This window comes from Mycolicibacterium phocaicum, assembly GCF_010731115.1.
Lineage (GTDB): Bacteria > Actinomycetota > Actinomycetes > Mycobacteriales > Mycobacteriaceae > Mycobacterium > Mycobacterium phocaicum.
Window position 1 is genome coordinate 1,281,882 of the sequence record NZ_AP022616.1, and the last position, 16,473, is coordinate 1,298,354.

General features: G+C 68.4%; 20 protein-coding genes. 8 read left to right on the forward strand and 12 right to left on the reverse strand.

All coding sequences use genetic code 11. The features are described from left to right. Positions 1-25 precede the first annotated feature (25 nt). Entirely contained in the window at positions 26-907 is an 882-nt protein-coding gene (locus G6N46_RS06235) for an amino acid ABC transporter permease (RefSeq protein WP_064857493.1), read from the forward strand. Here G6N46_RS06235 and G6N46_RS06240 read toward each other — a convergent pair. Then, entirely contained in the window at positions 874-1,494 is a 621-nt protein-coding gene (locus tag G6N46_RS06240) for a TetR/AcrR family transcriptional regulator (protein WP_138248973.1), read from the reverse strand. The genes G6N46_RS06235 and G6N46_RS06240 overlap by 34 nt on opposite strands. Positions 1,495-1,613: 119 nt before the next feature. On the opposite strand from G6N46_RS06240, the gene G6N46_RS06245 reads away from it, so the two are divergent. Both G6N46_RS06245 and G6N46_RS06250 read left to right on the forward strand, forming a co-directional pair. Next, complete coding sequence (locus tag G6N46_RS06245; RefSeq protein ID WP_138248972.1) at positions 1,614-2,369, forward strand: 3-oxoacyl-ACP reductase family protein; 756 nt, start codon at positions 1,614-1,616, stop codon at positions 2,367-2,369. 102 nt (positions 2,370-2,471) lie between these two features. Beyond that, positions 2,472-3,404: a hypothetical protein gene (locus tag G6N46_RS06250; RefSeq protein ID WP_138248971.1), complete on the forward strand. Its 933-nt coding sequence runs from the start codon at positions 2,472-2,474 to the stop codon at positions 3,402-3,404. On the opposite strand, the gene recX is transcribed toward G6N46_RS06250, so the two are convergent. The 5 genes from recX to G6N46_RS06275 form a co-directional block, all read right to left on the reverse strand. Then, positions 3,401-3,934: a recombination regulator RecX gene (gene recX / locus G6N46_RS06255; protein WP_138248970.1), complete on the reverse strand. Its 534-nt coding sequence runs from the start codon at positions 3,932-3,934 to the stop codon at positions 3,401-3,403. The genes G6N46_RS06250 and recX overlap by 4 nt on opposite strands. After that, positions 3,903-4,955, reverse strand: a complete 1,053-nt coding sequence (recA, locus tag G6N46_RS06260; RefSeq protein ID WP_138248969.1) for a recombinase RecA — start codon at positions 4,953-4,955, stop codon at positions 3,903-3,905. The genes recX and recA overlap by 32 nt, the downstream gene beginning before the upstream one ends. Before the next feature lie 230 nt (positions 4,956-5,185). Next, on the reverse strand, positions 5,186-5,980 hold the full coding sequence (locus tag G6N46_RS06265; RefSeq protein ID WP_138248968.1) for an SDR family NAD(P)-dependent oxidoreductase: 795 nt from the start codon (positions 5,978-5,980) through the stop codon (positions 5,186-5,188). A 134-nt stretch (positions 5,981-6,114) separates the two neighbouring features. Beyond that, positions 6,115-6,309: a DUF3046 domain-containing protein gene (locus tag G6N46_RS06270; RefSeq protein ID WP_020101878.1), complete on the reverse strand. Its 195-nt coding sequence runs from the start codon at positions 6,307-6,309 to the stop codon at positions 6,115-6,117. A gap of 9 nt (positions 6,310-6,318) precedes the next feature. Continuing rightward, positions 6,319-7,494, reverse strand: coding sequence for a glycosyltransferase (locus tag G6N46_RS06275; protein WP_138248967.1), 1,176 nt, complete (start codon positions 7,492-7,494; stop codon positions 6,319-6,321). A gap of 60 nt (positions 7,495-7,554) precedes the next feature. On the opposite strand from G6N46_RS06275, the gene G6N46_RS06280 reads away from it, so the two are divergent. Both G6N46_RS06280 and G6N46_RS06285 read left to right on the forward strand, forming a co-directional pair. Continuing rightward, positions 7,555-7,992 (forward strand): limonene-1,2-epoxide hydrolase family protein, encoded by a 438-nt coding sequence (locus G6N46_RS06280; RefSeq protein ID WP_061006862.1) that lies wholly within the window; start codon positions 7,555-7,557, stop codon positions 7,990-7,992. A gap of 21 nt (positions 7,993-8,013) precedes the next feature. Next, the gene (locus G6N46_RS06285) at positions 8,014-8,454 is read left to right on the forward strand and encodes a DUF5313 domain-containing protein (RefSeq protein ID WP_061006852.1); all 441 of its coding nucleotides are present in this window, start codon (positions 8,014-8,016) and stop codon (positions 8,452-8,454) included. A 6-nt stretch (positions 8,455-8,460) separates the two neighbouring features. Here G6N46_RS06285 and pspM read toward each other — a convergent pair whose 3' ends face one another. The 4 genes from pspM to pgsA form a co-directional block, all read right to left on the reverse strand. Further along, positions 8,461-9,285 (reverse strand): phage shock envelope stress response protein PspM, encoded by an 825-nt coding sequence (gene pspM, locus G6N46_RS06290; protein ID WP_138248966.1) that lies wholly within the window; start codon positions 9,283-9,285, stop codon positions 8,461-8,463. Positions 9,286-9,310: 25 nt separating this feature from the next. Further along, on the reverse strand, positions 9,311-10,117 hold the full coding sequence (pspA, locus tag G6N46_RS06295; protein WP_064859452.1) for a phage shock protein PspA: 807 nt from the start codon (positions 10,115-10,117) through the stop codon (positions 9,311-9,313). Positions 10,118-10,297: 180 nt separating this feature from the next. Further along, positions 10,298-10,621, reverse strand: coding sequence for a transcriptional regulator ClgR (clgR, locus tag G6N46_RS06300; RefSeq protein WP_061006849.1), 324 nt, complete (start codon positions 10,619-10,621; stop codon positions 10,298-10,300). A gap of 118 nt (positions 10,622-10,739) precedes the next feature. Continuing rightward, on the reverse strand, positions 10,740-11,324 hold the full coding sequence (gene pgsA / locus G6N46_RS06305; protein ID WP_138248965.1) for a CDP-diacylglycerol--glycerol-3-phosphate 3-phosphatidyltransferase: 585 nt from the start codon (positions 11,322-11,324) through the stop codon (positions 10,740-10,742). A gap of 55 nt (positions 11,325-11,379) precedes the next feature. Between pgsA and G6N46_RS06310 the strand changes: the two genes are divergently transcribed. Continuing rightward, the gene (locus G6N46_RS06310; RefSeq protein ID WP_064859451.1) at positions 11,380-11,901 is read left to right on the forward strand and encodes an amino-acid N-acetyltransferase; all 522 of its coding nucleotides are present in this window, start codon (positions 11,380-11,382) and stop codon (positions 11,899-11,901) included. Here G6N46_RS06310 and G6N46_RS06315 read toward each other — a convergent pair whose 3' ends face one another. Together G6N46_RS06315 and G6N46_RS06320 are read right to left on the reverse strand one after the other, a co-directional pair. Then, the gene (locus G6N46_RS06315) at positions 11,902-12,420 is read right to left on the reverse strand and encodes a DUF4282 domain-containing protein (protein ID WP_138248964.1); all 519 of its coding nucleotides are present in this window, start codon (positions 12,418-12,420) and stop codon (positions 11,902-11,904) included. 109 nt (positions 12,421-12,529) lie between these two features. Next, complete coding sequence (locus G6N46_RS06320; RefSeq protein WP_138248963.1) at positions 12,530-15,163, reverse strand: DNA translocase FtsK; 2,634 nt, start codon at positions 15,161-15,163, stop codon at positions 12,530-12,532. A 181-nt stretch (positions 15,164-15,344) separates the two neighbouring features. Here G6N46_RS06320 and G6N46_RS06325 point away from each other — a divergent pair, with 181 nt between their 5' ends. Continuing rightward, positions 15,345-15,662, forward strand: coding sequence for a putative quinol monooxygenase (locus tag G6N46_RS06325; RefSeq protein WP_064859449.1), 318 nt, complete (start codon positions 15,345-15,347; stop codon positions 15,660-15,662). Next, positions 15,655-16,473: a mycofactocin-coupled SDR family oxidoreductase gene (locus tag G6N46_RS06330; protein WP_138248962.1), complete on the forward strand. Its 819-nt coding sequence runs from the start codon at positions 15,655-15,657 to the stop codon at positions 16,471-16,473. The genes G6N46_RS06325 and G6N46_RS06330 overlap by 8 nt, the downstream gene beginning before the upstream one ends.

Here is a 16,473-nt window from a genome sequence, read left to right on the forward strand (position 1 = left end):
GCGCTTGCGCGAAGGGCGGGCACTGATGAGTGAAGCTTCCGTCCTCTACGACGCCCCGGGTCCGCGGGCGCAGCGGCGCAACCTGTTGTTCGCCGCCGTCATCGTCGCGGTGATCATCGCGATGGCCGGCTGGGTGTTGTGGCAGTTCGAGTCCAAAGGCCAACTGACCGAAGCCAAGTGGCATCCGTTCCTGACCGCCAACCTGTGGACGACGTACGTGCTGCCGGGCGTAGCGGGGACGTTGACGGCGGCCGCGGTGTCGATCGTGCTGGCACTGGTGCTGGGTCTGGCGTTGGGCATGGGCCGGTTGTCGGATGCCCGTGCGCTGCGGTGGGTCTGCTCGGTGTTCGTCGAGTTCTTCCGCGCCGTCCCGGTCCTGATCATGATGTTGTTCGCGTACTTCCTGTACGCGCTGTACGACGTCTTCCCGTCGCGGCAGCTGGCACTCGCCGGCGTGATCACGGGCCTGACGCTGTACAACGGCGCGGTGATCGCGGAGATCGTGCGGGCCGGCGTCTACGCGCTGCCCCGGGGACAACGCGAGGCCGCCGTCGCACTGGGCCTGCGGCCCGGCCAGACGCTGCGGCTGATCCTGCTCCCCCAGGCCGTGACATCGATGCTGCCGGTGCTGGTTTCCCAGATGGTGGTGGTGCTCAAGGACACCGCCATCGGCTACCAGATCACTTTTGTCGAGATGGTTCGCCAGGGCACGAACATCGGTTCGGCGTACAGCAATTACATCCCTGCACTCTTGGTGATCGCGGCGCTGATGATCAGCCTCAACTTCGCGCTGTCCGCACTGGCGACCCGCCTCGAAGCCCGGCTACGACAGTCGCGGCGTGCGCCCGAGCCACTGCCGGTGAACACCGGCGTTCAGGAGGACACGCCGGGCACCCCGGCGGCGTGACGCGGTTCCGGCCAGGCGCGCAGCGCCTGATCGGCGACCGCGTGCAGTTCGCCGCGCTCGACACCGCCGTTGGCCTGGACCGCCAGTCCCTGGCACACCGCCCCGATCCAGCGCGCCAGCAGCTGCGGGTCCGCTCCGGCTAGTTCACCGACCAGCTGCGCGGCCCGGAATCGTTCGGCCAGCTCGGCGATTCCGTTCTCCCGCAGCCCGGCCAGCTCGGCGTGCAGCGCGGTGGCCTCGTCGCCGGCGGCAAGGGCGCTCTGTACCAGCAGGCAGCCGCGCGGATCCGCTGTCCCGGACGACGCGTCGACAGCGCCGTGCACGGTGGCGTAGGCGCTCTCCCACGCGGTCGGCAGAGCGAGTGCGCGTTCCGCGTAGCCACCGGGTCCGGCCTGGTAGCGCCGCACGGCGGCGCGGAAGAGGTCTGCCTTGGAGCCGAATTCGGCATAGAGGCTGCGGCGGTTGATGCCGGTCGCCGCGGTGAGATCACTGATGGACACCCCGTCGTAGCCGCGTGCCCAGAACAGCCGCATCGCGGTGTCGAGAACCCGCTCGGGGTCGAATTCACGGGGCCTGCCGATCGCCATCAAACCTCCCAGTGTGATCTGGGCCGTAGTTCGGAATGAAGCCCTGCTCTGGCAGCTTGTGCTGAGCGTACTTAGTAACCGATTGGTTCGGAAGAATCATTCCACGACTTGGAGAGCTCATGAGCACCACTTCAGACGCCCCACTCGCAGGCCGGCGCGCACTGGTCACCGGCGGCTCCCGCGGCATCGGCGCCGCGACCGTGCGCCGGCTCGCCGCAGACGGCGCAGCGGTCGCGTTCACGTACCAGTCGTCGCCCGACGCCGCACAGGACCTGGTCGACGAACTCGAAGCGAGCGGCGCGAAAGTGGCCGCCATCAAGGCCGACAGTGCGGACGCGCTGGCTGTCGCCGCAGCGGTGGACGAAGCGGTCGAGCGCCTCGGCGGTCTCGACATCCTGGTCAACAACGCCGGCGTCGCGCAGGGCGGAACGATCGAGTCGTTCCCGCTGGAGGACTTCGACCGGATGCTGGACATCAACGTGAAGGCAGTGTTCGCCGCCATTCAGCGCGCCGTGCCCCACCTGGGCGCCGGCGGCCGGATCATCACCATCGGCAGCGTGAACGCCGACCGGGTGCCGAACGTCGGATTCTCGGTGTACGCCCTCACCAAGGCCGCGGTCGCCGGACTGACCCGCGGCCTGGTACGTGAGCTCGGCCCGCGCGGCATCACCATCAACACCATCCAGCCGGGTCCCGTGGCAACCGACATGAACCCCGACACCGGCGACTTCGCCGACGAGCTCCGCCCCCTCATCGCGACCGGCCAGTACGGGCAGCCGCGCGACATCGCCAGCGCCGTCGCCTACCTGGCTCATCCCGAGTCCGGATTCATCACGGGCGTCACCTGGAACATCGACGGCGGCTTCGTGATCTGACACGAATTACCGCGGCAACCCTCAGGGTTCACCTTCCGGGTGAACCCTGAGGGCATGCGTGTCGTGTCCCTGATGGAGGTTCACTCGATCCCGGGAGGCGTCATGAGTGTCGCGATTCGTGCGTTCACAGCAGTTCCGGCCCCAACCCAAACCGTCGCAGCGCTGTGCACCGCGTGTTTGGTGCTGACCGCGGCGCCGTCGCCTGGGCGGACCACCGCCCCGGCGGTGCCCGTCATCACCGAGCCGAGCATCGCGCTGACGGCGCAGCCGCGGCCGCTGCCGCTCGATCTGCTCAATCAGCAGGTGGTGTTCAACGTCGGGCTGTTCGTCGATTGGGTCACCACCGGCGCTGCCCTGGTCCAGCGCCAGACACAGATACCCGGGGCTTTCGTGGCGGCCATCGGCAGTGGCACACCGCCAGCCACCGCTGCCGCACAGGCCCTGAGCGCGTTCGCCGACATCGAGTTCGAAGCCGGACGCGATCTCATCGGGTTCGCCCAGGACATCGCGGTGTTCCAGCTCCAGTTCAGGGCCACCACCCTGTCCGCATTCCCACCGTTCAACTCGGGACCCGGTCAGCAATTCGTCGTCGACACCACCGCATTCGGCCTCAACATCACCCAGCAGATGGCGGACTTCGCACGAGCGGTGATCACGTCCGTGGAGAAGTTCACCCACAACGCACTGGGCACGCCGATACCGACCACGATCGCTGCGGTGAAGCCCACCGCAACCATCGACGTCCCGGATACCCCGAAGACGCTCGCCTCCCCGAAACCGTCAACGACGCAACATGATTCGATCGCCTCGACGTTCAGTCCGAAACCGCCCAAACTTCCGGCGCCGCCGAAGAAGCCCCGGCTCGACGCGACAACCAACGACATCGATCACCCGCCGGCCGGCCAGTTCACGCCGCCCAAGTTGCCCGCACCCAAGTTCTCGGCGCCAAAGTTCTCCGCACCGAAGTTCTCGGTGCCGAAGCTGTCCCTGCCCAAGGTCAAGCACCCGCAACCCAAGGGCCCGGCCAAGGACTAGACGGCGCGGCGCTGACGTTCCTGCGTGAGCTGGGTGTTGACGACATCGAAGGCCATACCCTGGCTGTAGCCGCGGCGCGCCAGCATCGCGACCAGGCGCCGCGTCACCTTCATCTCGTCGTCGAGGTTCTCCCGCCGCAGCTTGGCGGCGACCAGTTCCTCGGCACGCACCCGCCACTCACCCGCGTCGACGCTGTCGAGCGTCTCGGCGATCACATCGGCATCGATGCCTTTGGTGCGCAACTCGGAAGCCAAGGCCCGCTTGCCTTTTCCCGCGTTGGTGCGACGTTCGCGCACCCATTGCTCGGCGAAGGCCGCATCGTCGACGAGGCCGACCTCGGTGAGCCGGTCCAGCACCCGGGCACTGACATCGTCGGCGAAGCCGCGCTTGGTCAGTTGGGTTTCGAGTTCGGCCCGGCTGCGGGCCCGGGTGGTGAGCAGACGCAGGCACACGTCCCGCGCCTGCTCCTCACGCCGCTGCGGCTCAGCCGGCTCGGTCTCAGAAGTCGACCGGGGCGGGAAGGACGTCATCAGCCGCACCATCGGTCAGCACCGCACCGATACCGAGCTTCTCTTTGATCTTCTTCTCGATCTCGTTGGCGGCATCCACGTTCTGCAGCAGGTAGTTGCGGGCGTTCTCCTTGCCCTGCCCCAGCTGCTCACCGTCGTAGGTGAACCACGAACCCGACTTGCGGATGAAGCCGTGCTCGACACCCATGTCGATGAGCGAGCCCTCGCGCGAGATGCCGCGACCGTAGAGGATGTCGAACTCGGCCTGCTTGAACGGCGGCGCCACCTTGTTCTTGACGATCTTGACGCGGGTGCGGTTACCGACCGCGTCGGTGCCGTCCTTCAGCGTCTCGATACGGCGCACGTCCATACGCACCGAGGCGTAGAACTTCAAAGCCTTACCACCCGTGGTGGTTTCGGGCGAACCGAACATGACGCCGATCTTCTCGCGCAGCTGGTTGATGAAGATGGCGGTGGTGCCGGAGTTGTTCAGCGCACCGGTCATCTTGCGCAGCGCCTGGCTCATCAGGCGGGCCTGCAGACCGACGTGGCTGTCGCCCATCTCGCCCTCGATCTCGGCGCGCGGCACCAGGGCGGCGACCGAGTCGATGACCAGGATGTCGATGGCGCCCGAACGCACCAGCATGTCGGCGATCTCCAGGGCCTGCTCACCGGTGTCGGGCTGGGACACCAGCAGCGCGTCGGTGTCGACACCGAGCTTCTTGGCGTACTCGGGATCCAGCGCGTGCTCGGCGTCGATGAACGCCGCGATGCCGCCGGCGGCCTGGGCGTTGGCCACCGCGTGCAGGGCCACCGTGGTCTTACCCGAGGATTCCGGGCCGAAGATCTCGATGACGCGGCCGCGCGGCAAGCCGCCGATGCCGAGGGCAACATCCAGGGCGATGGATCCGGTCGGGATGACCGAAATCGGTTGGCGGGTCTCTTCTCCCAGCCGCATCACCGAGCCCTTGCCGAAGCTCTTGTCGATCTGTGCCAGCGCGAGCTCGAGTGCCTTCTCGCGATCCGGGGCCTGTGCTGCCATGGTGGTCTCCGTCCTCGTGGGTGTCCGTTGATCGGGTTTCCGATCGGTTGGCCGTGACGCTAGATGAGGCCACCGACAAGTTTTTCGAACTGCCACCACAGTAGCGAACAGATGTTCGACTTCAAGCAGACACGCCGAGCAGACCTCCACGCGTCGAACGCAGACCCAGGTCCCCGAGGCCGAACATCACATGATCGATGCGCTGTCCCAGCCAGGGCCGCCCCAGGAGGTCACAGCGAACGCTGACGCCGCAGACCCAACGTCCTCATCAGGGACAACGCGCGCAGGCCGGCGGCCGGCGCCACATCGGTGCTCCGCGCGATCACGCCGCGCCAGCGCGGCACCACGCGGAAAATCTGGTGGGAGTCCATGAGTTCCAGGGCGGCCCGCGCGATGTCGTCGGCAGCCAGCGGTTTGGGTCCCGAGAACAGCAGGGCCGCGCCGGGATCGTGGGCGCGGGTGGTGACCATCTCGGTGTTCACCACATCGGGGCACAGTGCGCGCACCCGGATCGGCAGCCCGGCGCTGCGCAGTTCACCCTGCAGTGAGGTGGTGTACGACAACACGGCGGCCTTGCTCGCGGCGTACACGGCCAGACCGGGCACCGGCGTGAGCGCCGAGATCGAGGCGATGTTGAGGATGACGCCGCCGCGCGCACCCATGGCGTTGACGGCCGCCATGCAGCCCGCCATCATCCCCCGGACGTTGACGTCGAGGGTCTGGACGACATGCTCGGCAGGCTGCTCCCACGAGTTCCCGGCATGCAGCACCCCGGCGTTGTTGACCCACACCGCAATTCGGCCCTCCTGCGCCGCCAGCGAGGCGACGGCTTCGTGGCCCGCGACGTCACGCACGTCCTGGGCAACGCCCCACGCGCCGCGCCCGACGGTCTCGGCGGCGCGCTGCGCAGCGTCCCCGTCGACGTCGGTGATCAGTACGCGGTGCCCTTGCGCGGCAAGGGCTTTCGCGATGGCCAGGCCGATCCCCCGACCGGCTCCGGTGACTACGGCAATGGTGGCGCTCATCGGCCATCCTCCTCAGTGTCGAATTCGTTCAGAGCTTCGCCCGACGAAGGACGCTATGAGTTGGGGATGGCGGACACCATGTCGCCGCCCAACAAACAGTGCGGGGTGAGTAGTCGCGGGAGACCAGATCGTGCTCACCATTGATCGCGCGGGACGTCGAAGTCCGCGCACAGGGCCCGCCAGACATCGCGGGGTTCGACGCCGGCTTCGATCGCTTGAGCCGGGGTGCGGCCACCGAGAACGGCAAGCACGTGGTCCGACACCAATGCAGCACCACGTGCCGCACCGAACTGCTCTTCGATCAGCAGGGTGAATTCGGTCAGTCGCACCGCACCAACCTACTCAGCACTGCCGCCGAGCGCCGCGCGGCACACGGCCACCGGGTCGGCGACGCCCGTGCCGCTCCGGCCCACGCGCTGCGCCGCGTCCCGGTAGGACGGTGTCGCCAGCACACGGCCGACGGTCGCCGTCAGGGCTTCGGCCGTCAACGGCCGGATCAGCTCACCACTGCCCTGCCGCACAACGCGATTGGCGATCTCCCACTGGTCGCCGCCACCGGGCACCACCACGAGCGGCACCCCGGCCAGCAGCGTCTTGGACACGATCCCGTGGCCACTGCCGCAGACCATGACGTCGGCCTGCTTCAGCAGTTCGTCCTGCCGCCCGAGCCCGACCGCGGCCCACGGCGGCACCGGGGCGTCGGGGCCACGCAGCCGGGAGACGACGACGCGCGCGCCGTCGGGCAGCGTCCGGCCCGGGATCAGCGTCTCCAGCGCCATGTCGTCCAGGCCCTGCATGCCCGTCGTCGCGGTCGACGGCGCGACCACCACGACCGGCCCCGAACCGGACGGCACGTCCAGCACCGCCGTTGTCGGCTCGAAGTGCAACGGCCCCACGACGACGGCTTCGGCCGGCCAGTCCGGCCGCGGCACCTCCAGCCCGGGCAGGGTCGCGATCAGCCGCCGCGCCGGCCCGGGATCGCTTGCGGGCAAGCCGATTCCGACGCGTGCCGCGGACCGCTGCCGGTTCCCCTGACGCACCGAACGCGCCGTGAGGAACCGCAGCGTCGCGTCCCGCAGCCGGCCGCGCACGCCGACACCCGGCGCCAGGCCGCTGCCCAGAGGCGGCAGGCCCTTCGAGGGCAGGTACAGCGGGTGCGGGGTCAGCTCGACCCACGGCAGGCCCATCAGCTCGGCCACCATGCCACCGCAGGCCGTGATGACGTCGGACACGATGAGGTCGGGCGCCAGCTCCCGCAGCACCGACAGGTTGAGCATCGCCATCCGGGCCGCACGCTCATGAATCTTGGCGCCCGAATCGAGGTCGTCGTCGCCGTCCTCGGGGTCCAGCCCCAGCAATTCCCGCGCGTCGATACCCGCGTCCCGCGCCGTGTCGAGCCATTGCCGGCCGGTGAACAGCACCGGATGGTCGCCGGCCGCCCGGAACCGCAGGCACAGCGCGATGGCCGGAAAGGCATGGCCGGGGTCCGGCCCGGCAACCACGGCGACACGCATCGGGTCACCCTGTCACACCGGCCCCTGTGCGCCGGCGGGCAGGCGCATTACGGTGGCCGTATGACACAGAGCACACCGGCTTTGACCCAGACCAACGCCGAGATCGTCGAATCCTTCCTGTACGCGCTGCAGGCCGAGGACATGGACACCGCCGACCGCCTGCTCGACGACAACCTCGTCTACGAGAACGTCGGGCTACCGACCATCCACGGCCGCAGCCGCGCGATGAAGCTGTTTCGCCCAATGAAGAAGAGCCCCGTCAGCTTCGAGGTCAAGTTCCACCGCATCGTCGGCGAAGGCACCACGGTGCTCAACGAGCGCACCGACGCGCTCGTCATCGGGCCCGTCCGCCTGCAGTTCTGGGTCTGCGGGGTCTTCGAGGTGCACAACGGCAAGATCACGCTGTGGCGCGACTACTTCGACATGTTCGACATGGCCAAGGCCACGGTCCGCGGCCTCATCGGCGCCGTCATCCCGGGCCTGCGTCCGACCATGTAGCCGGCGGTAAAATCGGCCACCATGGCCAATGAGAATCGCCCGAAGCCCAACGCCTGGCAGTACATCAAGTACAGCTACGGCGGCCGGCTGCCCGACTCGATGCGGGCGTGGGTGACCGAGGATCTCATCGGCAAGGGCGCGACACTGCGGATCGTCATCCGGATGTTCGTCCCGGCGTTCCTGATTTTGATCCCGATCTGGTTCCTGCCCGAGCTGCTCGGCATCACGGGCGGCTCGGACATGGTCATCCGCCTCAGCGCGACGGTGCCGATCCTGATTCCGGTGATCTACTTCTCGCACGCCCTGAACAAGATCTGGCGCCGCCACATGCTCGTCAAGCACGGCATCGACCCGAAACTCCTCGAAGATTCGTTGCGGCAGAAGAACGCCCACATCCACGCGGCCTACGAAGAGCGGTACGGTCGCCGGTCCGACGACGGCACGGGCAGCACCACGATCTAGCGGCCGTCAGGCCTGCCGCAACCGTCCGAGTTCGTCGAAGGCCTGCGCCCAGGCACTGAGCCGGTCGGTGGCGGCGACCAGTTCGCTGCGGTAGCGCTGCTCGGACATCGACCGCGCCGAGCCCGCACCGCTGTTCGCCGCTGACACCAATTGCGCTGCCGCCGTGGCGATGTCGCTGTACTGCTGCACGCCGGCGTCGAGCTGCGCGGTGTAGGCCTGGATGGTCGGGGCCAGATGCGCCCGCGACTGCGGCACCGAGCCGGCCGCGCGTTCCATCGCGACGACTTCCCCGGCAGTACCGGCCAGTGCCGCCGCCGACACATTGGCCGCCGCGGTCACCTCGGCGATCTCCGCGGCGGGCAGCAACTGGCCGCGCTGGATGACGCTCAGCAGGGAATACAGGCCGCGTTCGGCCGCGGCGAGGGTCTCCATGGGTCGCCGTGCCGCCGAGCCTCTGGGCGGCAGCGACCGTGACGTCCGGGCGGGCGGCAGCGGCTCGCCGCGCAGCCATCGGTACCGCAGGAAGCACAGCGTGGCCAGGAAGGCGGCGCCGCCGGCGATGGGCGCGGTGATGATCAGCACCCAGAACGGGGTGCTCCAGGCCGCCAGCAGCGCCGTCAGCCCGGTCCAAAAGGCGGCGGCGCCGGCGAACAGCCAGCCCAGCCGAAGTGCCCAGCGCCGCTTGCGCAGCAGCCGGGCCCGCGGGTCGGCGGCCGCGCCGAGGCGCTGGGCCACCAGGTCGGACAATTCGGCAGCGGTGTCGATGCTGCGTTGCAGGACCGCCTGCCAGCCCCGGGCTCCCCCGGGACGGCCGGCTGACTGGGCGTTCACCGCTGCCCCCCTCACATCTCGAAAGTTACTGCGACAGCGGGTTTTCCGGAGCCGGGTTGGCTGCCGGAGCCGCGGGAGTTGCCGGTGCGGCGCCACCTGCGGGCAACGAGTTGCCCGCCATCTGGGCCCGGATCTGCTCCAGGCGGGAATGCCCGGCCATCTGCACGCTGGCCTGCTGGACCTCCATCATGCGGCCCTGCACCGAGTTCTGCGCCAGCTCGGCAGAGCCCATGGCGTTGGCGTAACGACGCTCGATCTTGTCGCGCACCTCGTCGAGGCTGGGCGTGTTGCCCGGCGCGGCGATCTCGGTCATGGAGCGCAGCGAGGCGCTGACCTGCTCCTGCATCTTCGCCTGCTCGAGCTGCGACAGCAGCTTGGTGCGCTCGGCGATCTTCTGCTGCAGCACCATGGCGTTCTGCTCGACGGCCTTCTTGGCCTGCGTCGCGGCCTGCAGCGACTGGTCGTGCAGCCCCTTGAGGTCCTCGACGCTCTGCTCGGCGGTCACCAGCTGGGCGGCGAAGGCCTCGGCGGCGTTGTTGTACTCGGTGGCCTTGGCGACGTCACCCGCCGCGGTGGCCTGGTCGGCCAGGGTCAGCGCCTGACGCACGTTGGCCTGCAGCTTCTCGATGTCGGCGAGCTGACGGCTCAGGCGCATCTCCAGCTGGCGCTGGTTGCCGATGACGGAGGCGGCCTGCTGTGTCAGGGCCTGGTGCTGACGCTGGGCTTCCTCGATCGCCTGCTGAATCTGCACCTTCGGGTCGGCGTATTCGTCAACCTTGGAGCTGAACAGCGCCATGAGGTACTTCCAGGCTTTGACAAAGGGATTGGCCATGAGATCGGTCCGCCTTCGTGTCGTTCGTTGATTCGGGATCGGTTGTCAGGTTGCCGGCCACACCGGTGGCAGCGCGTCTACAGCCAACCTAGTGGGTATGGACAGCCGAACGCAGCCCGCATGCAGGATTACGGCGCGGCGAGTGCCATCCGCGTCTTGTGCGGGTCAGGCCCCGGCGACTCAGGCAACCGCCATGGCGAGATGCTGCGGGATGACGACCTTGGTGGCGACGTCGATGTTGGCCACCGTGCGGTCGGCCTCGGCGCGCTCGGTGTGCAGCATCTGCTCGGCGGCGTCGGCCAGCACCTGCGACAGCGGCACGTCCAGGGCGCCGCAGATGGCGCCGAGCAGCTCGCTCGACGGTTCCTTGCGGCCCCGCTCGACCTCGGACAGGTAGCCCAGGCTCACCCGAGCACCGTCGGACACCTCGCGCAGTGTGCGTCCCTGCCCGGTCCGGGCCTGACGCAGCACGTCGCCGATGACCTCACGCAGTAATGTCGTCATCGCGTTTCCCTTCGCCCTGAAGTAACAGCTGCCGCGCAGCCCGGCCGGACCACCCGTTCTACACGGTCTTGTAGGCACCAACGCGGCGACGCACCGCTTTGGTTCCCGAGGGGACGAATCAGGAACGGCGAAACGCCGAGACGGCGTAGTCGATGCCGGTCAGCACAGTCAGCACGACCGCGGCCCACATGAATACCCAGGCGGTGGTCAGCCACGGGGCGGGCCAGGCATGCAGGGGCAGGACGAACAGGCCGATGGCCACGGCCTGCACGAGCGTCTTGAGCTTGCCGCCGCGGCTGGCTGGGATGACGCCGCGCCGGATGACCGCGAAGCGCAACAGCGTCACCGCGAGCTCGCGGGTGAGGATGACCACGGTGATCCACCACGGCAGGTCGCCCAGCATCGACAGCCCGATGAGCGCCGCCCCGATCAGGGCCTTGTCGGCGATGGGATCGGCCAGCTTGCCGAATTCGGTGACCATGTCGAAGCTGCGGGCGATCTCGCCGTCGAACCGGTCGGTGATGACGGCAGCCGCGAACACGACGAAAGCAGTGATGCGCCAACGCGTTTCGTGACCGTCGCCGGCGAAGAGCGCCGCCAGGAACACGGGCACCAGCACGATGCGCAGGCCGGTCAGCAGATTGGCGATGTTCGCCACGCCGGCGCGCGAGGCGCGCGGGTCGGTATCTGGCTGGCCTGTCATCGACACAGGATATCCGGTCACCTACCGGGCGATACGCAGCCGATACCCTCCACATGTGAGCGACGCACCGAAACCCGGCACCACAGGGCTGGTGGTTCGCCGCGCCCGGACCTCCGACGTGCCGGGAATCAAGGCCCTCGTCGACATCTACGCGGGCAAGATCCTGCTCGAGAAGAACCTGGTCACCCTCTACGAGGCAGTCCAGGAATTCTGGGTGGCCGACCTGGACGGCGAGATCGTCGGCTGCGGCGCGCTGCACGTGCTGTGGGCCGACCTCGGCGAAGTGCGTACCGTCGCGGCCCATCCCAAGGTGCGCGGCATGGGCGTCGGGCACGCGGTGGTCGCCAAACTGCTGGACGTGGCACGCGAACTGCAGCTGCAGCGCGTCTTCGTGTTGACGTTCGAGACCGATTTCTTCAGCCGGCACGGCTTCCAGGAGATCGAGGGCACGCCCGTCACCGCAGAGGTCTACGAGGAGATGTGCCGGTCGTACGACACCGGTGTGGCGGAGTTCCTGGACCTGTCCTACGTCAAGCCGAACACCCTGGGCAACACCCGGATGCTGGTCACGCTGTAGCTAATCGGCGCTGTCGGCCGCGGCATTGCGGCGCGCGACGATCCGGTCCCGCATGTCCATGATCGCGGCCCGCCGACGGGACCGCCCGCCGCGGCCGAACGACGGCAGCGTCGGGATCACCTCGATCTTGTCCGACACCCCGATCATGAGCTCGGCGATCTCCAGCACCAGCTCGTTCAGCTCGTCGACCTGCTGACCCATCGCCATGAACGCGCTCAGCGACTCCAGGACCACGCGCGCCACCAGCACGATCGCGACGCAGGTGACCGGACCGGCGAGCACCAGCCAGAACACGCCGAGCCATGCGGACAACTCGAACGCCACCACGGCGCCTGCGAGATACAGAACCACCGCACCCGCGATGACCAGCCCGTACAGCAGCGGAACCACGTGCTGCGCCGCCGACTTCCGGAACCCGAGGTCGGTGAACGCCGTCAGCGCTGGCCAGCTGCGACCACCGGATTCGACCTCGGCGTCGAGCTCCGATTCCGTTGCTGCGCTGCGCGAAATGTCAACCACGGCAAAGCCTCCTTAGGAGTCCAGCCTCCCACAGTCGGAGCCGTCGGCGACCGATCGACGGTGTTATCCGCACCGCCGATCAGCCGGGGTGTGATGTCGGCAACACCGGTCAGAAGCCGGGGTCGTCGCCCATCGAACCGTTGGCGTCCGAGCCGCCCTGGATCAGCATCAGCGTGCCGGCGAGCTCATCGGGCTTGACCAGCACCTCACGGGCCTTCGAGCCCTCGGACGGTCCGACGATGCCGCGGGTCTCCATCAGGTCCATCAGGCGGCCGGCCTTGGCGAACCCGACCCGCAGCTTGCGCTGCAGCATCGAGGTCGACCCGAACTGGCTCGACACGACCAACTCGACGGCCTGCAGGAAGACGTCCATGTCGTCGCCGATGTCGCTGTCGATCTCGCGCTTCTCGACGGTCTTGACCGTGACGCCGTCGATGAACTCGGGCTGCGCCTGCTGCTTGGTGAAGGCGACGACGGCCTGGATTTCGTCGTCGCTGACGAACGCGCCCTGCACGCGGATGGGCTTGGGCGCCTCCGAGGGCTGGAACAGGCCGTCACCCTTACCGGTGAGCTTCTCGGCGCCGATCTGGTCGAGGATGACGCGCGAGTTGGTCGCGTTGGTGACGCCGAATGCCATGCGGGACGGCACATTTGCCTTGATCAGACCGGTCACGACCGACACCACCGGCTGCTGGGTCGCCAGCACCAGGTGGATGCCCGCGGCGCGGGCCTTCTGAGTGATGCGGACGATGGCATCCTCGACGTCGCGCGGCGCCTGCATCATCAGGTCGGCCAGCTCGTCGACGACGCACAAGATGTACGGGTAGGTCTTGTAGACCCGCTCGCTGCCCAGCGGCGCGGTGATTTCGCCCGAGCGCACCTTCTTGTTGAAGTCGTCGATGTGCCGGACGCCGCTGGCGCTCATGTCCTGGTAGCGCTGTTCCATCTCCTCGACCAGCCAGGCCAGCGCGGCGGCGGCCTTCTTCGGGTCGATGATCACGGGCGTGATGAGGTGCGGAATGCCTTGGTACGGCGGGAATTCCACCATCTTCGGGTCGACCAGGATCATCCGGACCTCGTCGGGCGTCGCGCGCTGCAGCAGCGACACCAGCATCGAGTTGATGAAGCTCGACTTACCCGAACCGGTCGAGCCGGCCACCAGGAGGTGCGGCATCTTGGCCAGGTTGTAGCTGATGAAGTGGCCTTCGACGTCCTTGCCGATGCCGAACACCATCGGGTGGTGGTCCTTGCGGGTGCTCGGCGCATTCAGCACGTCCTTGAGCCGCACCATCTCGCGGTCACTGTTCGGCACCTCGACTCCGACCAACGACTTACCGGGGATCGGCGCGAGCAGGCGGATGTGCTCGTTGGCCACCGCGTAGGCGAGGTTGCGCTGCAACTGGGTGAACCGCTCGACGCGCACGCCGGGTCCGAGCTCGATCTCGTACCGGGTGACGGTCGGGCCGCGCTGGAAGCCGACGACCGTGGCGTCGACCTTGAACTGCTCCATCACCTCGGAGATGGCCGACATGATGCGGTCGTTGTCGCGGCCGACGCGCTTGGGCGGATCGCCGTCGGACAGCAGGTCGAGCGGTGGCAACGTGTAGTCGCCCTCGATGACGCGGTCGAGGGACAGTCCGTCGTCCTGTGCCTTTTCCAGGGCCTTGGCCTTGGTGGGCACCGGGTCCGCGACGTTCTGGGCCTTGCGGCGGCGCGACGGCTTGGCGGCCGGCTCGGGCGTGGTCGGTGCCTCGTCGGCGGCGGGCTCGACCGGGTAGTTGTCCATCGGTGTGCGGCCCAGCGGCCGCGTCATGGCCGCGGTGGTCTGATCCGAGCCGGGCCAGGCCTCGGGTTCGTCACGCGAGTAGGTGGGGTCGTCGTAGTAGCCGTCGGAGAAGTCATCGGCGAAGTCGTCGACCAGGCCGGCGGGCGCGTCGTACTCCTCGTCGTGCTCGCCGTGCAGACGACCGGAGACCATGTAGCGCAACGTGTCCGGCAGTTCGCGGATGGTCGTGCCGGTGACCAGCAGCAGGCCGAACAGCACGCCCATGATGAGCAGCGGGGTGGCGATCCAGACGGTCAGCCCGTCCGACAGCGGCCCACCGATGACGAAGCCGACGAAGCCGGCGGCGCCGCGGCGCTCCCCCGGCGCGGTGGGCGCGCCGGCCCAGATGTGCCACAGGCCCAGTACGGGCAGACCGATCATGGCGGCGCCGAGGATCAGCCGGGGGCGGGCGTCGGGGTTCGGATGGGTGCGCATCAGCGTGACGGCCAGCGCGAGCAGCAGCACCGGCAGCACCACGACCGCGGATCCGATGACGGTGCGGACGCCGTAGTCGATCCAGGCGCCGACCGGCCGGGCCGCGTTGAACCAGGAGCTCGCGGCAATGAGGAAGGCGACGCCGAGCAGCGCCAGCGCGATGCCGTCACGGCGGTGTCCGGGTTCGAGTTCGCGGGCGCGGCCGACGCTGCGGGCGGTGGTTCCGGCGCCCTTGGCGAGCATCAGCCAGCCGGCGCGGGCGCCACGGCCCACCGCGGCGCCGGCCGTGGCGACCGGCGACGGATGCGGTGCGGGTTTGCGGGCCGGCTTACGGGCGGGCGATTTCGGGGCCGGCGGACGTGCCGGCCGGCCCGACTTTGCACTGCCTGACTTCGATGAACGCGCCCCCGAACCGGCTGCGCCACGATTCGCCGACCCGGCCTTGGCCCGGTTAGCTGAGCTCGTTGCGGTTTTACTCGCCATGGCTGCCAGCCTAGTCGCAATTACCCCATCTGCACCATCTGCCACACAAGTAACGCTTGGGTCACGACCGGGTCCGCATATCCGCTGGTCACGTATCAGTGGGAGCCACGTCACACGCGCCGCACGCGCCGGTCTAACGTGGACACCTGTCTAGGTCAGCTAGCTATCGAGGAGTTCGTCCATGCCCGTCGTTGTCGTCGCCACCATGAAGGCCAAGCCCGAGTCCGTCGACCTGGTCCGCACCGCGTGCGTCGAGGCCGTCGACGCCGTCCACGCCGAGCCGGGCTGCGAGCTCTACTCCCTGCACGAGGCCGACGGCGGCACCTTCGTGTTCGTGGAGCAGTGGGCCGACGCCGACGCCATCAAGACCCACAGCACCGCCCCGGCCATCGGCAAGTTGTTCGGCGCCATCGGCGAGCACCTCGACGGTGCGCCCGACATCAAGATGCTCGCCCCGGTGGTCGCCGGCGACCCGGCCAAGGGACAACTCCGTGGGTGAGCTGAGCGGCAAGGTCGCCTTCATCACCGGCGCGGCGCGCGGCCAGGGCCGCGCGCACGCGGTGAAGCTGTCGTCGATGGGCGCCGACATCATCGCCGTCGACCTGTGCGACCAGATCGCGTCGGTCCCCTACCCCATGGCCACGCCCGACGATCTGGCCGCGACAGTCAAACTGGTCGAGGACAACGGCGCGCGGATCGTCGCCAGTCAGGCCGATGTCCGCGACCGCGCCGCCCTCAAGACCGCGCTCAAGGCCGGCGTCGACGAACTCGGCGGGCGGTTGGACATCGTCATCGCCAACGCCGGGATCGCGCCGATGGCCGGTGAAGACGCCTGGCAGGACGTCATCGACGTCAACCTCACGGGCGTCTACAACACCCTGGACGTGGCGATGCGGCCGATGGTCAAGGCCGGCAACGGCGGATCGATCGTGCTGATCAGTTCGGTGGCCGGACTGGTCGGGCTGTCCTCACCGATGGCCGGTTCCGTGGGCTATGCCGCCGCCAAGCACGGCATGGTCGGCCTGATGCGGGTGTACGCGAACCTGCTTGCCTCGCAGAACATCCGGGTCAACTCGATCCATCCGGCCGGGGTGGCCACCCCGATGATCGACAACGAGTTCACCCGGAAGTGGTTGAGCCAGTTGACCGAAGAGACCAAAGCGGGCCCCGACATGACGAATGCGCTGCCGGTGCAGGTGCTCGAGGCCGAGGACATCGCCAACACCGTGGCGTGGCTGGTGTCGGACGCCGGCCGGTACATCACCGGCGTGACCCTGCCGGTGGACGCCGGCTTCGTCAACAAGCGCTGA